Origin of the sequence: Paenibacillus sp. E194, from assembly GCF_000935845.1 — a bacterium.
GTDB classification, from domain to species: Bacteria; Bacillota; Bacilli; order Paenibacillales; family Paenibacillaceae; genus Paenibacillus_B; species Paenibacillus_B alvei_B.
The window spans coordinates 24850-40178 of record NZ_JMDX01000025.1; the positions used below are offsets into that span (position 1 = coordinate 24850).

Genomic DNA, 15329 nt, shown 5'->3' on the forward strand with positions numbered 1-15329 from the left:
CATACATTCCTGATATATGACAAAAATTATACACCCGCCCCAATCATACTACAATATTTTCCTTTATTTCCTCTACATACGCCCGTATTGGCAAAACAAATAAACACCCAACTGCACGAGTTGGGTGCCTCACTGCAACATTTTATTTAGTACGATGTTTACTGATTCCACATATACATCAATACCCAATTCACAATCAGAACGATGAGGAAAATAGCAGCCAGCTTATGTTTTCCTACCTCGTACAGCAAAAATATAGTCAGACCAAAAAAAGCTGCCTCAAACAAGGCATGACTCCAACCTTTAAGCGTTATCGTTGCCTTTGGAGAGCCAAATGTCCCCCAAATAAATATCGCAGCAATAACGGTCCCGCCACCGAGCAATACTCTCATAAGGGGACTCTTGCCCGTCTGTATTCCCCAATACGCAAATGTCGCCAATGCACACAGTTCCAACAGAAAGCGCAATCCTAAATTACACATTTGCAACACGAAGATAAACCCATATCCTCTTCCCCTTCCATAGGAATCGATTTCACTATAAAACAATTGATATTATTGATAAAGCTAATGACATTAGTTATAATAGATCATGGTAGGGGGTATTTGTCTACTGGACGATGGAAGTTTACATTTAATCTTAACATTGCACTACGAAATAAATGAAAAGCGATTAACTAATGACTTAAAAACAGAGGAGCAATGAACATGTCACCAAGAGTTGGTTTGACTTCCGCAACCATACTAGAAGCAGCCACCCTAATTGCGGACACTCAGGGGTTCGAAGCAGTTACGCTAGCCTCTTTGGCGCAGCAGCTGAAGGTACGCCCACCGTCCTTATATAATCACGTTGACGGCTTGCAGGGCATACGGCAATTGTTGTCCATCTATGGTCTGGAGCAATTAAACCACGCCATGACACGCGCTGCAATTGGACGTTCCGGCGACGCGGCTGTTCGTTCGATTGGAGAAGCATATGTTTCTTTTGTCCGCAATCACCCTGGACTCTATGATGCAACACTCCTAGCCCCTGATCCACAAAACGCGGATGTGCAGCGAGTCAGTACGGAAATTGTTGAACTGGTCGTTCAAGTCCTGCATGCATATGAACTTACGGGCGATGCAGCGATTCACGCAGCACGCGGCCTTCGCAGCTTACTGCACGGGTTCTCATCATTGGAGCAAAAGGGAGGCTTCGGCATTCCCCTCGACCTCGATGTCAGCCTAGATCTGTTAATCAATGCTTTTATTGCCGGCATTCACACGATCAAGGAATCTGCAGGGACGCAATAGACAACAATCCCACTCGAACAAAATCAATAATTGAAACATCATTTAGACTAGCAACTTATTATTCGATACCAATAGAACGCGTAAATGCCGATCAAATGATCGGCATTTGTTCATCCGTGTATGCTGCTGACGAAATTTTGACCATTCCCCCTACACACATGTGCGTTTGTTCCATTCCAATAGCCTACTACAGTAATATTCATCCACTGGTTGCTAAGAATCCAACACGTCCCTTTTCCCGCGCATTCGTAATCATGTAGAAGCAATTTACATGTACCGGGATCAATAACAAGTTTGAATGTCCCCAGCTTGATCTCCTTTCCTGATTTTGATTTCGCAACAAGATCAGCGTATTGAGATGAACTTCAACAATCATGCCCTGCAGGAGCAAGTGGATGCAGCAGCCTCCCGCGCAAGCAGCAGTACCGCATTGAAACAGTTCGTAGATACACACTTTATTCCTTATGCGAAGAAGGGCGACTTTGCAAAGGCAGTCTCAGAGCTGATGAGTGCATCTAATGCTCTGGCAGAAAATAACGGGAATACGAATAACGGCCAGACACCGGTTGGGCAACCTCATGGACAGCAATCCAGTTCATCATGGCTGTGGATTGTTCTTGTCATTGCAATTGTATTGCTCGTACTCATCATCCTGTATCTCGTTCGCATGATGCAAACGGTGAAGCGGCTGCAAACGGACATACCGAACTTAATGGTACAGACGAATCAAGCCCTGGAGAGCATTCGTACCCTTCGAGATTTGTCCCAAGGGGCAACGCTTCAACAAGCTACAGAAGCAGGTGCTCAATCCGAGAAATCCATTATTCGCTTACATGAAATGAAGCAGTATGCAGCTAGCATAGGATGGCAGCAATGCCTTCAGCCGCGCACTCGCTCCGAGCTGAAGCTACTGAATACAGAACTACAAGCAATGACAACACAAACGCAGCAGCTAACCGCTCAAATCGAACATATTCATCAGCTCGATCTCAACTTGAAGCGGACAATAGCGGATGCTGTACAGCGGGTAGAGCATATTTCTACTTCCATCCAAGCGGAGCAAACGAGCCGCGGTTGGCCGCTGGAGGATCTGCTGCGAATACAAGAAGCGATATCCGCTGAATTGCTGAGCAGCAAGCAGTTGGAAGTATTCGATCCGATTCAATCCGAGCAGCGCGTGATTCATGTGAATGAAGAGATTCAACGATTGGAACAGGATCAGCAATCGGTATCGCGATACGCAGAGCAGTATCAGCGCTTTCCTGAGCAGATGAATCAGTCTAGAAACTCCGTCACTCAAATTGCCCAGGAGCATCGCTTGAAGCTCGTTCGTATCGATCCATACGGCAAGATTGAGGAAGCGCAGCAGAGTAATGAGCAGATGCTTGATCGCCTGAAGCATGGAGATATTCCTGCCACGGCACAGCACGCCGAGCGTGCAAGTCAACTGCTCGCTGAAGCTGTTCAGATCACGCAGCGTCTGGCTGACTTGAAGTTGAAGAATGCTCACGATATTCAGTCGATAGTGACGAAGCTGTCCCAATATGCAGCCCAGGATAGGGAACTGACTGTATTAACTACCCGCGCACAGACACAATATCGAGGGAAACATTGGGAACAGGCATGGAGACAGTATCGTGAGGAGCTGCAGGTTGTAGATACCGTACAATCCTCACTAAGTCGAGTGACTCAATGGTGCGATGAGGACGTGCAGGAATATGAACAAGCAAGAAGCGAACTCGATCACATCCTTACGATCCTTCAGAAGCTTGATCAAGCGGCTGAGCATTACAGCGACTTAATTCGCAAGCTCGATCACAAGCTGGAAGAAGCGAAGCAGATGCAGGCATCTGCTGAAGACAGCTTCGCTCAAGGTCTGCTTACGATCGCGCGCCATCGTATCTACTCGAACTGGCAGCAGCAGGAGAAGAGCTTAGCAGCCATGCAATCCAGCATACGCCAGCTCCTGGCACAGCAGCCATATGATATGGATTTGCTTACAGATACGGGAACACGATTCATGAATGAAGCAAATCAATTCTTGAGTGCAGTCGAACGTGCCGCGATTCAGAAACAAAATGTGGAGCAGGAACTGGCTAGAATGGAGCAGCGATATCATTCATCCAGCGCCAAATACGGCAGCAGGCTGAATGTTCACCAATATGGCTCACAATTCTCATCCATTAGCACTGACATTGATCGGTTAATGCATAATGGCGCTTACAACGAGGCCGCCCGCAAGGCAGCTGCCTTAGCAGGTATCCTTTCAGCAATGGAGCAAGCTTACGAATCGATCATAAGACAAGAAAGACAGCAAGAGGAAGCGGCCGCACGGCAAGCAGCTAATCGCAATACGAACAGCAACTCATCTGGAGGATCAAGCTGGGGCAACAACAATAATTCAAATTCCTCAGGTGGATCAAGCTGGTAAGCAACATGTTGAAGGATAACACAATTGGATAACACAACTGTAGGTAACTTTTCTCATCTGGTTGTCTTAGGTTACCTTAGGCTATCTTAGGTTATAACTGGTAAACTAGTCCTACTCGCAATTGCTGCATAGCAAGAAGAGAGCTATCCCAGTCACAGTAATCCTGTGAAGGATATCTCTCTTTCGATTGTAGAAGCATTACGTAAAGGACATGCACATGTAGCTGAGTGTCCCCATCTCATAGCTGCGATGAATGACCTTCGGATCATAGGCTGCTCCTGCACTTCCAAGCGCAATGAAGAATGGGACAAAATGCTCTGCCCGAGGTACTGCTAATGCTGCATGCGGAGCATGCTCCCGATAAGCTACCAGCTCACTCCATTGCTTCTTCTCCAGCTTCTCAATGAGCCAGTCATCGAACTGAATGGCCCAAGCTTCCGGTTCTGTCTGCTCCCACTTCAACATGCGCAAATTATGCACGGTCGCTCCGCTGCCTATGAGAAGAATATCCTCATCCAACTCACTTAGTGCCTCGCCGATTAGCAGCTGCTGCTCTGCGGGAAGGAATGGGTTTACCGAGATTTGTACGACCGGAATATTCGCATTGGGGTACAAATGCTTCAACAACGACCATGAACCATGATCTAGACCGCGTGATTCATCACGGTTTACGGCAATCCCACGTGCGGACAAGCAGCGTTCTACTTCAGTGGCAATTTCGATGGAACCTGTAGCCGGATACTTCACCTGAAACAGTTCATCTGGAAAACCATAGAAATCATAGATCGTCTCATACGTTCCAGTTTGGAACGATATTGTAGTCTCTTCAGTTTCCCAATGGGCACTGAACAAAACAATCGCCTTCGGCTGCATGCTTGCTCCGAGCTCAGTTAGAAACCGAGTATATTCATTATCCAATATGGCAATCATCGGCGAACCGTGACTAAGAAAGATTGATTTTGGCATCTCGATTCTCCTTTATTATTCAACTATGCTGTATGCTGGAGCCCAGCCGCAGCTAGGCATCCATTCATAACATTTGAATGAGTGTAAATTGTAACGATTAATAAGCTGCTGTGAAGCGACGGCCTGTAAATTGCGGGTTCTCCACTTCATCCAAGATGGCCACGGAGAAATCTTCTGCTGAGATGCGGCTGTTGCCTTCTGCGTCTACTACCAATTGATCCGTACCAGTACGATATTGTCCAGTACGCTCTCCTGGCTCGATCAAGGCAGCAGGACTTACATTCGTCCATGCCAATGTGGATTCATGACGATATACATCAAGCGCATCACGGTGTGCGAGTGCAATTGGCTTCCATGCATCTGGGAAATCCGGAGTATCTACCACTTGAACGCCTGGAGCCACTTCAAGACTGCCCGCTCCGCCAACGGAAATCAAGCGCTCAACTCCAGCCTGTTTCACCCCGTTGATCAAGGCGCGAGTAGCTTCGACAAGCGCAGATTCTTCCCCCATTTTAGGACCGATGGAACTAATCACAACATCATGGCCTGCTGTACGCTCCGCAACACTTGCAGAATTCAGAATATCTCCGGTTACCACTGTCAAGTTCGCATGCGACTGTGCAACACGTGAAGCATCACGAACAACTGCCGTTACCTCATGTCCTCTAGTCAAAGCCTCGTTCACAATACGTTGTCCAATTGTACCTGTAGCACCATATACTGCAATTTTCATAATCATCGATCTTCCCTTCTATAATAAATATTCATTATTGCCTTCAAGTAAGTGCCTTCAAGTAAGCAGTGCACGCTCACAACCATAATAAAACTTTAATGTAATAAAGGTAGTTACAACCAGACCGTGAAAAACTCCATTAGTCACTGGAGTATTTCTAATTCAAATTGATAACCGCCTGACCCTAGAACGATTTACTCATTCTCTTCCATTCGATCCTTCAGGTCAACTGCCAGATGATCCAAGGTCATTTCTGCCAGCACCTGCTCCATGGCAGATTGCGCACGCAGCATAACCAGTTGTAACACCGATTCTATGTTGGCTCCGATTGGACACTTCGGATTCGGATGATCATGGAAACCGAACAACTCGCCCTCTTCAACAGCCTCTACAGCACGATATACATCAAGAAGCGTAATATCAACTGCTGGCTTGCTTAGCGTCGCTCCACCAGTACCAGGCCGTACATCGACGAGCCCAGCCTTCTTCAATTGAGATGTTACCCGCCGGATAACAACAGGATTCGTGTTGACGCTGCCCGCCATCCACTCCGACGTATGATGGGCGTTCGGTTCAAGCGCCAGCAAAGATAGAATGTGGACGGCTACACTAAAGCGGCTGCTTATCTTCATGCTGCTCACCCTTTCGTGTAACCATTATAGTTACAACCGGTTTGAATTGTCAAGCTTCCTTTTTTTCCACCTGCAAATGAAAAGCGGTCACGCCGTTCGATACATTAGCGCACACCGCTATCTCACTTAGTGATAACACACTCATTCCTCGCAATTCCCTATAAGTCCTAGCTGCCTATTTTGCAATTTGGCACAAATTACAGAAGCAAAGCGCTTATCTTTATGTGCAATTGAAATGAAGGACATTTGTACGTTTCCCTAGTAACTAAATTCGGATTCAACTAAATGATTCCACAAACAGGAGAGCTATCATCAGAACTTTTTTTACACAAACATGCAGAATGAGGACAAGTATTCATACAGGAGGAGACACGTGATAAACCGCAAAACGCACCGTTGGAATCATCGAAATGCTGCTCACTCCATGTCTTATTACTCGCACAAGCTTTCATTAAAAATATTCAACGGTAATACGACCCTACGTTAAAGCACGGAAGCAAAAAAGCTGCAATGAGCCCTTAAAATCAAAATTCATAGAGATTCATTATCCCGAGATATGTACCTATGCCAATGTTCCAAAAGTGTTATGCATGCTCGATATTGCGAATCGGAAGCGCATCAGGAGAAGGTTCATATACTTGTTCAAAAAAACGACTAGCTCCTGTATGAAGCAAGTCATAGCAGTTGTGGAACAATTGATCCGCTTCCTTGCCTAACCACACATCTGGCAACAGCTCTTCAGGGAAGTCCGGATCAATGAATAAGAACTTCCGGTACCAGTGAACCAGTTTGCTCTTCTCTACGAAGCAGTAGCCGTCAGGTATGGCATCCCCCTGCTGCAGCATCGTGAGCAATTTTTTATAACTTGGGCGGTATACCTCAATAAATTCAGCATAAGCCGCATTAATCTCATCGATGTTCCAGCACTTCTGCACCAACTGCCTAGATTTACTCCAAGCGATATGATCTGCCTTAAAAATTTCCACATATCCGGATATTCCGCGTGATTCCACGATGTCCCTCACCTTGTCGGTCAAATCGTTAGGACTGATCCAGGTGCTCGTCGTCAACATGCCGAAGCCGAGCCATGCCAGTTCCTTGCGCAATTGATCCCGTATGCCCCGATCCTTTTCGGGAATGTTGTAGCTCGCAATGCACCATTTGCCATCCCACACATCTGTCTCTTGTTTATAAATGCGGGCCGCCGCCTCATCCAAGCGCCGCTTGCCGCGCGGAGACATTGAATAGTAGCTGCGATTTCCCACCTTGCGCGACTCCAGCCACCCTTGGCGCAGCATGCGTGAGATAGCGGCCCGTACGGCCTGGTCGGTCAAACCGAACTCCCCCATCAGGGCGGTCAGGCTCCCAACCCAGATTTCGCTACCATAATGACGTACATACTCGCCGTATATGGTAAACAGCATCGATTGCGGCCTCATGTTCACCACTCCTAGTCAATCACGTGATTTCCAAATGTTGTATCTCGTCAAATTGTATCACTTGATTCTCCATAGCTCAAGCAAAATGGAGGGTATGTCGGAGTGGAGGAACCACCGCTCAACTTGTCAAGATAGCTTCTGCTCTTCTTCCGCCTTGCGGTGCAAAGCCGTAAGCCGCTCTGCCATCGTATTCTTATCGAAAATCGCCTGCGTAAACGTTCCTTTGCCGACTAGATTGATTCTCGTCTCTGCCGTCACCTCGCACACCATGCGCTTCGCTCCCACCTCGATACATACAGCTCGAAATGTTACCTCCTGTCCGACGACCGCAGGCCCTACATGCTTGATATCAAGAGCCAGCCCCGAAGCTTCTTCCTCTTCGTCCAAAAAAGAAACGATCATCTCTCTACCAGCCTTCTCCATATAGTAAATCATGGTGACGGTAGACATCACTTCGTGAATGGCCGTGCCGTCAAAAGCAGGATACATATCCGGTGTAACAGTCACAGCAAAAGCTATTTCAGCGCCTGGAACCAATCCTTGCTTCACGTTGATTCCTCCTCGCCCAAAAAATCAACCATGCCCATTCAAGCTGCCGACCTGGTCATATTCGCTCAATTATAGTGGCGATGCCTTGACCAACGCCGATGCACATCGCAGCCAAGCCATAACGTACCTCTCGGCGCTCCATCTCATTGAGCAGTGTCGTTAATATCCGAGCCCCGCTGCACCCAAGCGGATGCCCAATCGCAATCGCCCCGCCGTTCACGTTCACCCGTACCGGGTCGATATTCAACTCCCGCATGCTGGCAATTGCCTGTGCAGCAAATGCTTCATTCAGCTCGAACAGATCAATGTCCTCGATACTCAGTCCAGCCTGCTGAAGCGCCTTGCGCGCGGCCGGCACGGGGCCGATTCCCATCACGGACGGATCGACGCCAGCAGATGCAGCAGCAACTACGCGGGCGCGTGGGCGAAGTCCAAGCGAATGGGCGGCCTCCTGTTCCATAATGAGCAGCGCCGCTGCCCCGTCGTTCAGTCCCGACGAGTTCCCGGCCGTCACAGTTCCCCCTTGCTTGAAGGCCGGCTTCAACTTCTGCAACTGCTCCAGCGTCGTCTCAGGGCGAGGATGTTCATCCTGCTCGATCTTCATGATCTTGCCCTTGCGCCCAGTCACCTCCACCGGAACAAGCTCGGCTGCAAACTTCCCCTCTGCTTGGGCTTCAGCATACTTCCGTTGGCTGGAGAGCGCAAACTCATCCTGCTCCTGCCGGCTGACGCCGTATTGCTCCGCCACGTTCTCCGCCGTCTCTCCTAGACTGATGGGCGGATAGAGAGTGGCCAGCTTGTCATTGGTCATCCTCCAGCCCAAAGTCGTATCGTAGATCTGCTGGTGCCCACGCTGAAAAGCAGCCTCCGGCTTCATCATCACATAAGGTGCCCGCGTCATGCTCTCCGTCCCGGCGGCAATATACATATGCCCCCGCACCTGCCATAATTGCATAGGCGCTTTGCAGAACGGCCTCCATACCAGATCCGCATAGGCGATTTACCGTCACGCCCGGCACCTCGACCGGCATTCCAGCCAGCAGCAGCGACATGCGCGCCACATTGCGGCAGTCCTCCCCCGCCTGATTCGCACAGCCTACAATAACGCCGTCTACCCGCTCCGGGGCGACCGGATTCCGCTCCAACAGGCTGCGAATAACGATTGCGCCCAGATCATCGGCGCGCACATCCTTGAGCGCTCCGCCGTAACGTCCGATCGGTGTACGTATCGCATCAATAATTACGGGTGTTGCCATCTTGTTCCCCCCCAATATCATAGGAATAGAAGCCTTGGCCGCTGCGGGAGCCAAACCGGCCTGCCAGCACGAGCTTGCGCAGAAGCGGAGCTGGGCGATACCGCTCTTCACCCAGATCGCGGTGGAGCCCGCTCAGAACTGCCAGCACATCATCCAGCCCGATTCTGTCTGCCCATTCAAGTGGACCGTACGGATAACCGGTTCCCAGCTTCATAGCCGTATCGATATCCGTAGCGGAAGCCGTCCCTTCCATTAGAGCGAAGGCGGCTTCATTTACGATTAAGGCGAGAATGCGCGGGAAGACGAGTCCCGCCTCATCCTGCACAATGTCTACCTGTTTACTCAAAGAGAGGAACAGTTCCTCCAGACTATGAAGGGTTTCCTCTGATGTCTGCAAGGCAGGAGCCACTTCAATCAACTCGCGTTCTTCTAGGGGTGCGAGCGTCCCGAAGCCGCATATTCGCTTCGGTTGAGATGCCCATGATGCGATCTCAGTGGCAGAGAGAGCTAGCGAGGTAGCCGCGATTGGTATTTCTGGCGGCAATAGCCGATCCATTTTCACGATGTTCGCCTGCTTTTCAAGCACATCATCATTGGTTACTTCCATACCGTATCGAACCGAGGAGAGGGCATCCCTACACTCCTCCGACTCTGCCAATGAAATAATCTCATATCCGCTTCGTTCCAGCAGCACATGAAGGCCTTCACGCAGCGGGCCGTTCCCATCCAACAGGATCACGTTATTGGTCATATGAATAAAACCCCTCTCCTGTCTTCCTGCCTAAGCTTCCTGCCTGCACCATGCGCTGCTGTATCCGGCTCGGCTTGAAGCGGCTCTCATGATTGAACCGGGTATAGACCGATTCCGTTGTCGCCAGATTCACGTCGAGACCAATTAGATCCTGCAGCTCGAACGGTCCCATTTTGAATCCGCCAGCCTGCTTCATAATGCGATCAATTTGCTCCGGTTTAGCCACTCGGTCGCTTATGATGCGCAGCGCTTCATTATAATAAGGTCGGGCGACGCGGTTGACGATAAATCCGGGCGAGTCCTCCGCCAACACAGGCACCTTGCCCAGCTCCTCCGCAAACCGGCGAGCGGCGGCGACGCAGGCATCTGCCGACTTGTGGCCGCGGATGACTTCCACGAGCGGCATAATCGGCGCAGGGTTGAAAAAATGAAAGCCTATGATGCGCTCCGGATGAGACAAGCCTGCTGCAAGCTCCGTAATGGAAAGGGAAGACGTATTGCTCAGCAGAAGCGCATCACTGCTGCAAAGCTCTGTTAAGAGGGCGAACACTGATCGCTTCAACTCCAGATTCTCGGGGATCGCCTCGATGACGATCGAGCATGAGCTTAATGCTGCCATGTCCTGCACTAACTCAATAAGATCATGTGTCGCCCGTTTCTCCTCCGCCGAGATTTTCCCCTTCGCAACGTCCTTCGACAGAATCGAACCAATATAGGCTTGCGCAGCCTCCAGCACATCTGGCTTAATATCCTGCAATCGAACACGGCGACCCCGTCGAGCGCATACGAGCGCGATCCCCGCCCCCATCGTGCCAGCACCGATAATACCGACCGTGCCAAGGCTTCCTCCGGAAACATAGTCTTCCATCGGCTATACCCCCTTGAACATAGGCGGCCGCTTCTCCAGAAAAGCCTGCATGCCTTCCCGGTGATCCTGCGTGCGTCCGGCGATCTCCTGGGCATATGCCTCCTGCTCCAGTGTCTCCGCCAGCCCCTTTTCCAGTCCCCGGTTCATTGTCTGCTTCATAAGCCAAATCGCCCGCGTCGGAAGCTGAGCTAGCTTGGCTGCAAGCTCATCTGCTTCCTCGTCCAGCCGTTCGGCAGAGCATACGCGATTGACCAAGCCAATCCGATGCGCCTCTTTCGCCGTAACGCGATCCCGAATCGTGGCAATTTCTATCGCCTTGGCCAAGCCGACAAGGCGCGGCAGGAAGTAGCATCCCCCTGAGTCAGGAACAAGCCCTATATTAATGAATGCACTGACAAAATAAGCCCGCTCAGACATCACACGCATATCGCACGCGAGGGCGAGGCTCATCCCAGCTCCTGCCGCTACGCCGTTCACAGCCGCGATAACCGGCAGCTCCGTATTGCGAATTTGCATAATGAGCGGATTGTAGCGCGAACGCAGCATGTCACCGTGGTTTGCAGCTCCATCCTGCCCGGCCACCCCCTCACCGCCGACACCCGGCACATCGCCCAGATCCTGCCCTGCGCTGAATGCTTTGCCCGCTCCAGTCAGGACGATACAGCGCGCCGCAGCATCTTTGCCTGCTTGGCGGAACGCATCAATGATCTCGGCGATCATCTTCCTGGTGAAGGCGTTGTACTTATCCGGCCGATTCATCGTGATCCGGGCTACGCCTGCTGATACTTCGTACAAAATCGTCTCGTACACAGCCATGATTCCTCCTATCTGCCCTTGAATTGGGGACGTCGCTTCTCTTGAAAAGCAAGCATGCCTTCCTTCTGATCCTCGCTCGCGAACAATAGATGGAAACATTGCCGCTCAAAATCGAGCCCTTCGGCCAGCGAAAGATCCTCCGCCTTGCGAACAGCCTGCTTAATAAGGGAAACAGCCAGTGGCGGCTGGTTGGCAATACGCCGCGCAAGCTTCAGCGCTTCCTCTAAATAAAGCTCAACTGGAGCTACCTTGTTAATTAGACCACAGCAAAGAGCTTCTTCCGCGAGCAGCGTATCCCCGGTCAGCAGCAGTTCCATCGCCTTGCGCTGCCCCACTGCCCTGGTCAACCGCTGTGTTCCTCCAGCACCGGGCATAACGCCAATACGAATTTCCGGCTGCCCGAAGCGCGCCGTATCCGAGGCAACAACGAGATCACAGTTCATCATCAGCTCACAGCCTCCGCCAAGGACATATCCGCTCACAGCGGCGATGATCGGTTTAGCGATGCCGCCGATACGATCCCAGACATCGAACTGCCGCTTCAACAGCAGCGATACAGCGGATTCATCCGCCATTTCCCTAATATCCGCTCCGGCGGCGAAGGCCTTATCATTCCCTGTAATAACAAGCACCTTCACAGCTTCGTCCCGATCCATTCGTTCCAGTTCAGCTACAAGCTCCTGTATCAGCTCGCGATTCAAGGCATTCAACACGTCAGGCCGATTCAGGGTAAGCACACCTACCGCGCCATCCACCGACACGGTCACATTCCTACTGCCCATCTTCGTCATCCCGCCTCCACTCCTTCACTTTCTTGAACGGCTGCCGCTCGCTTGCGGTTATCGACAACGCGTACTGCTTTTCCCTCGCTGCGCGCAATCGAATCCGGCTCATTCACATGCAGTAAAACAGAGACACCGAGCGAGCATTTGATGGCCTTGCCGATCTCCTTTACCAGTTCGGCCACCTCCTGGCTTTCCAGAACGCTGCCTATCCGACTCCAGAATTCCGGCGTAATCTCGCAATGAATCTCGAAGCGGTCAAGTGCATTGTCCCGCTCAATGACGACTTGATAATGGGGCGCAAGTTGAGAGAAGTTAAGCAGCACAGCCTCAAGCTCTGTTGGGTAAACGTTGACGCCGCGTATAATCAGCATGTCATCTACTCTTCCTTTAATCCGGGACATCCGCATCGTCGTGCGGCCGCATTTGCAGGTACCCGGGTGAAGCGACGCAATATCGCCCGTCCGGTAGCGGATGACTGGGAATGCTTCCTTGGTCAGTGAAGTAAACACCAGCTCGCCTTCCTGCCCGTACGGCAGCGGTTCACCCGTCTCGCGATCGACCACCTCCGCCAGAAAATGATCTTCGGCAATATGCAGACCATCCTGCGCTTCCTGGCACTCGATAGCGATACCTGGCCCAAGCACCTCACTCAATCCATAAATATCAATCGCCTTAATGCCAAGAGCATCCTCTAGATGGCGGCGCATTTCCTCCGACCAAGGCTCCGCGCCAAAAATGCCGTACTCGATGCTCGTTGCCCGCGTATCAATGCCCTGCTTGCGCATTTCCTCCACCAGATTCAAAATATAGGATGGTGTACCTGACAAGCCGCGCGGCTTGAAATCCTGAATAAGCGTAATCTGGCGCGGTGTATTCCCTCCCGACACGGGTACAGCGACCGCGCCCAGACACTCGATGCCATAATGCAGGCCCAATCCTCCCGTGAACAAGCCATACCCATACGCGTTGTGAAAAATATCCCCGGGCCGACCGCCTGCGCAGCAAATGGCGCGCGCAACAATTTCCGCCCAAGCTTCAATATCCTGCTTCGTGTACCCCACAACGATTGGCTTGCCTCTCGTGCCGGATGAACCATGGATACGTACAACTTCGCTCATCTCAGTCGCGAACAATCCGAACGGATAATAATCGCGCAGATCGGATTTCTTCATGAACGGCAGGCGGCGGATATCCTCCAAACTGCGAATGTCCTCCGGATCCAGGCCCGCCCGATCTAACGCGGCACGATGAAAAGGTACTCGGTCATATGCCCGCTTGACGGCGTAGCGGAGTCTCTCCAGTTGGAGCACTCGCATCCGTTCATGCGGCATCGTTTCCATTTCAACATTGAATATCACGCGCTACCCTCCTACTCCCCACGGAAGACAGGCTTTCGTTTGTCCGCAAAGGCTTCTAATGCCTCCGCCCGATCCTTCGTCGGGATAATCATCTCATAGGCTTGTGCCTCAACCTCTAGTCCGGAATACAAACTAACATGGCTGCCCCGGTTTATGGCATATTTGGCCTGATAGACCGCAAGCGGCGCATTAGATGCAATCTCATTCGCCAAATCAAGCGTCATTGTGCGGAGCTGCTCTGCATCATCGGCTATTCCGTTCAGCAATCCGTATTGCAGCGCATCTTGGGCGTTCATTTTCCGCGCAGTCAGGATGAGCTCCTTAGCCCGCGATGGCCCGATAAGCCGCGGCAGCCGCTGCGTTCCACCTGCACCGGGTATGATGCCCAGACTCACCTCGGTAAGTCCCATACGGGCATCCCGAACAGCTAGGCGCAAATCGCAGGCCAGCATTAATTCGAAACCGCCGCCGAACGCATATCCGTTCACCGCTGCAATCGTCGGCTGCGGAAGCTCCTCCACGGCGGTGAACACATCCCGGATCGTACGCACGTTGCGTCTCACCTGTTGTTCGTTCAGCGTGCGCCGTTCCTTTAGATCAGCCCCCGCGCTGAAGGCTCGACCCGCGCCCGTCACGATGACGGCACGAATCTGATGACGATCCTCCCGGATTTCCACTACGATTTCTCCCAAGCGCACCAGCGTTTCATAATTGAGAGCATTTAAGTCGGCAGGCCGATTCAGCGTAATGACGGCAACATAACCGTGGCGATCCAGCTTCACTGACTGTACCGTCTCTTGCTTCTGGAGCGTACCCTGAACTTGTACCTGGTCTTGTATCTGGTCTTGTATCTGGTCTTGTACCTGTTCATGTCCCTGTTTCAGATTTTTCTGATTCTGACCCTGTTCTTGATCCTGCACCGGTACCTCACTTTGCACTGACACCTTGCTCAGCCTCTGCTCCTGCATCTCCATCGATTCGTTCAGCCCCCTCTTTTCCGCTGATCCGTCTGCTCGACATACTCCCACTGCTTTTACTCCATCGCCTTATTCCTGCTTCGTGGACGGTAATTCCGTGCCTTGTTCCCCTCGTTTTGGACTGACACGCGCGTATGTCCCCAAAGCGACAGCGACAAGCTTCCCATCGCAGGTAATGCGCGCGTCCGTCACAATTAAATTGCGCCCGCGCTTCAGCACCCGAGACTCCGCAACGAGAAATTCGCCGATGGCCGGAGACAAATAATTGATCTTGCTCTCCACGGTTACACACTGCTGCACCCCGTCAATCGGGGGTGCAGCCGCATGGCCCATGGCGGCGTCAGCCAACGTGTTCGTCACGCCGCCATGCACGAAGCCTTCGATGCTGTTATGAAGATCAGAGTGGGTATGCAATTGCATAACACAGCCATCTTCATCCAGCCGAACGATCTTGATTCCAAGCAAATCATTAAACC

General features: G+C 51.3%; 15 protein-coding genes and 1 pseudogene. 2 read left to right on the forward strand and 14 right to left on the reverse strand.

What is annotated here, in order from left to right; all coding sequences use genetic code 11:
- Nucleotides 1–158: 158 nt before the first annotated feature.
- On the reverse strand, nt 159–482 hold the full coding sequence (locus AZ66_RS05580; RefSeq protein ID WP_052648407.1) for a YrdB family protein: 324 nt from the start codon (nt 480–482) through the stop codon (nt 159–161).
- 225 nt (nt 483–707) lie between these two features.
- Between AZ66_RS05580 and AZ66_RS05585 the strand changes: the two genes are divergently transcribed.
- The gene (locus AZ66_RS05585; protein ID WP_044353936.1) at nt 708–1292 is read left to right on the forward strand and encodes a TetR/AcrR family transcriptional regulator; all 585 of its coding nucleotides are present in this window, start codon (nt 708–710) and stop codon (nt 1290–1292) included.
- Between the two features lie 358 nt (nt 1293–1650).
- A complete protein-coding gene (locus AZ66_RS05595) occupies nt 1651–3723 on the forward strand; it encodes a hypothetical protein (protein ID WP_156159909.1) in 2073 nt (690 codons plus the stop codon).
- 198 nt (nt 3724–3921) lie between these two features.
- On the opposite strand, the gene AZ66_RS05600 is transcribed toward AZ66_RS05595, so the two are convergent.
- The 13 genes and pseudogenes from AZ66_RS05600 to AZ66_RS05660 form a co-directional block, all read right to left on the reverse strand.
- Complete coding sequence (locus AZ66_RS05600; RefSeq protein ID WP_044353939.1) at nt 3922–4689, reverse strand: DODA-type extradiol aromatic ring-opening family dioxygenase; 768 nt, start codon at nt 4687–4689, stop codon at nt 3922–3924.
- Between the two features lie 97 nt (nt 4690–4786).
- Entirely contained in the window at nt 4787–5422 is a 636-nt protein-coding gene (locus AZ66_RS05605; protein ID WP_044353956.1) for an NAD(P)-dependent oxidoreductase, read from the reverse strand.
- A 194-nt stretch (nt 5423–5616) separates the two neighbouring features.
- Complete coding sequence (locus tag AZ66_RS05610) at nt 5617–6054, reverse strand: Rrf2 family transcriptional regulator (protein WP_044353940.1); 438 nt, start codon at nt 6052–6054, stop codon at nt 5617–5619.
- Nucleotides 6055–6638: 584 nt separating this feature from the next.
- On the reverse strand, nt 6639–7493 hold the full coding sequence (gene paaX / locus AZ66_RS05615) for a phenylacetic acid degradation operon negative regulatory protein PaaX (protein WP_044353941.1): 855 nt from the start codon (nt 7491–7493) through the stop codon (nt 6639–6641).
- A gap of 126 nt (nt 7494–7619) precedes the next feature.
- Complete coding sequence (locus AZ66_RS05620) at nt 7620–8042, reverse strand: thioesterase family protein (RefSeq protein ID WP_044353942.1); 423 nt, start codon at nt 8040–8042, stop codon at nt 7620–7622.
- A 55-nt stretch (nt 8043–8097) separates the two neighbouring features.
- Nucleotides 8098–9298, reverse strand: a pseudogene (locus AZ66_RS05625) (thiolase family protein).
- Complete coding sequence (locus AZ66_RS05630; RefSeq protein WP_044353946.1) at nt 9276–10049, reverse strand: 3-hydroxyacyl-CoA dehydrogenase family protein; 774 nt, start codon at nt 10047–10049, stop codon at nt 9276–9278. The pseudogene AZ66_RS05625 and the gene AZ66_RS05630 overlap by 23 nt, the downstream one beginning before the upstream one ends.
- The gene (locus AZ66_RS05635) at nt 10039–10917 is read right to left on the reverse strand and encodes a 3-hydroxyacyl-CoA dehydrogenase family protein (protein ID WP_044353947.1); all 879 of its coding nucleotides are present in this window, start codon (nt 10915–10917) and stop codon (nt 10039–10041) included. Before AZ66_RS05635 ends, AZ66_RS05630 begins: the two co-directional genes overlap by 11 nt.
- 3 nt (nt 10918–10920) lie before the next feature.
- Nucleotides 10921–11727 (reverse strand): enoyl-CoA hydratase-related protein, encoded by an 807-nt coding sequence (locus AZ66_RS05640; RefSeq protein ID WP_044353957.1) that lies wholly within the window; start codon nt 11725–11727, stop codon nt 10921–10923.
- Nucleotides 11728–11741: 14 nt separating this feature from the next.
- Nucleotides 11742–12524 carry an enoyl-CoA hydratase-related protein gene (locus AZ66_RS05645; protein WP_197081655.1) on the reverse strand — a complete coding sequence of 261 codons (783 nt, stop codon included), beginning with the start codon at nt 12522–12524 and terminating at the stop codon, nt 11742–11744.
- Nucleotides 12521–13876: a phenylacetate--CoA ligase family protein gene (locus AZ66_RS05650; RefSeq protein WP_044353949.1), complete on the reverse strand. Its 1356-nt coding sequence runs from the start codon at nt 13874–13876 to the stop codon at nt 12521–12523. Before AZ66_RS05650 ends, AZ66_RS05645 begins: the two co-directional genes overlap by 4 nt.
- An 11-nt stretch (nt 13877–13887) precedes the next feature.
- On the reverse strand, nt 13888–14850 hold the full coding sequence (locus tag AZ66_RS05655) for an enoyl-CoA hydratase-related protein (RefSeq protein ID WP_231586743.1): 963 nt from the start codon (nt 14848–14850) through the stop codon (nt 13888–13890).
- Between the two features lie 72 nt (nt 14851–14922).
- Nucleotides 14923–15329, reverse strand: a 407-nt coding sequence (locus tag AZ66_RS05660) for a PaaI family thioesterase (protein WP_082061470.1), incomplete at its 5' end; no start/stop codon positions are given.

What these genes read in the sequence shown, in the direction of transcription:
- AZ66_RS05580 (WP_052648407.1), bottom strand. Translation starts at nt 482, where the DNA reads ATGTGTAATTTAGGATTGCGCTTTCTGTTGGAACTGTGTGCATTGGCG.
- AZ66_RS05585 (WP_044353936.1), top strand. Translation starts at nt 708, where the DNA reads ATGTCACCAAGAGTTGGTTTGACTTCCGCAACCATACTAGAAGCAGCC.
- AZ66_RS05595 (WP_156159909.1), top strand. Translation starts at nt 1,651, where the DNA reads ATGAACTTCAACAATCATGCCCTGCAGGAGCAAGTGGATGCAGCAGCC.
- AZ66_RS05600 (WP_044353939.1), bottom strand. Translation starts at nt 4,689, where the DNA reads ATGCCAAAATCAATCTTTCTTAGTCACGGTTCGCCGATGATTGCCATA.
- AZ66_RS05605 (WP_044353956.1), bottom strand. Translation starts at nt 5,422, where the DNA reads ATGAAAATTGCAGTATATGGTGCTACAGGTACAATTGGACAACGTATT.
- AZ66_RS05610 (WP_044353940.1), bottom strand. Translation starts at nt 6,054, where the DNA reads ATGAAGATAAGCAGCCGCTTTAGTGTAGCCGTCCACATTCTATCTTTG.
- paaX (WP_044353941.1), bottom strand. Translation starts at nt 7,493, where the DNA reads ATGAGGCCGCAATCGATGCTGTTTACCATATACGGCGAGTATGTACGT.
- AZ66_RS05630 (WP_044353946.1), bottom strand. Translation starts at nt 10,049, where the DNA reads ATGACCAATAACGTGATCCTGTTGGATGGGAACGGCCCGCTGCGTGAA.
- AZ66_RS05635 (WP_044353947.1), bottom strand. Translation starts at nt 10,917, where the DNA reads ATGGAAGACTATGTTTCCGGAGGAAGCCTTGGCACGGTCGGTATTATC.
- AZ66_RS05645 (WP_197081655.1), bottom strand. Translation starts at nt 12,524, where the DNA reads ATGACGAAGATGGGCAGTAGGAATGTGACCGTGTCGGTGGATGGCGCG.
- AZ66_RS05655 (WP_231586743.1), bottom strand. Translation starts at nt 14,850, where the DNA reads ATGGAGATGCAGGAGCAGAGGCTGAGCAAGGTGTCAGTGCAAAGTGAG.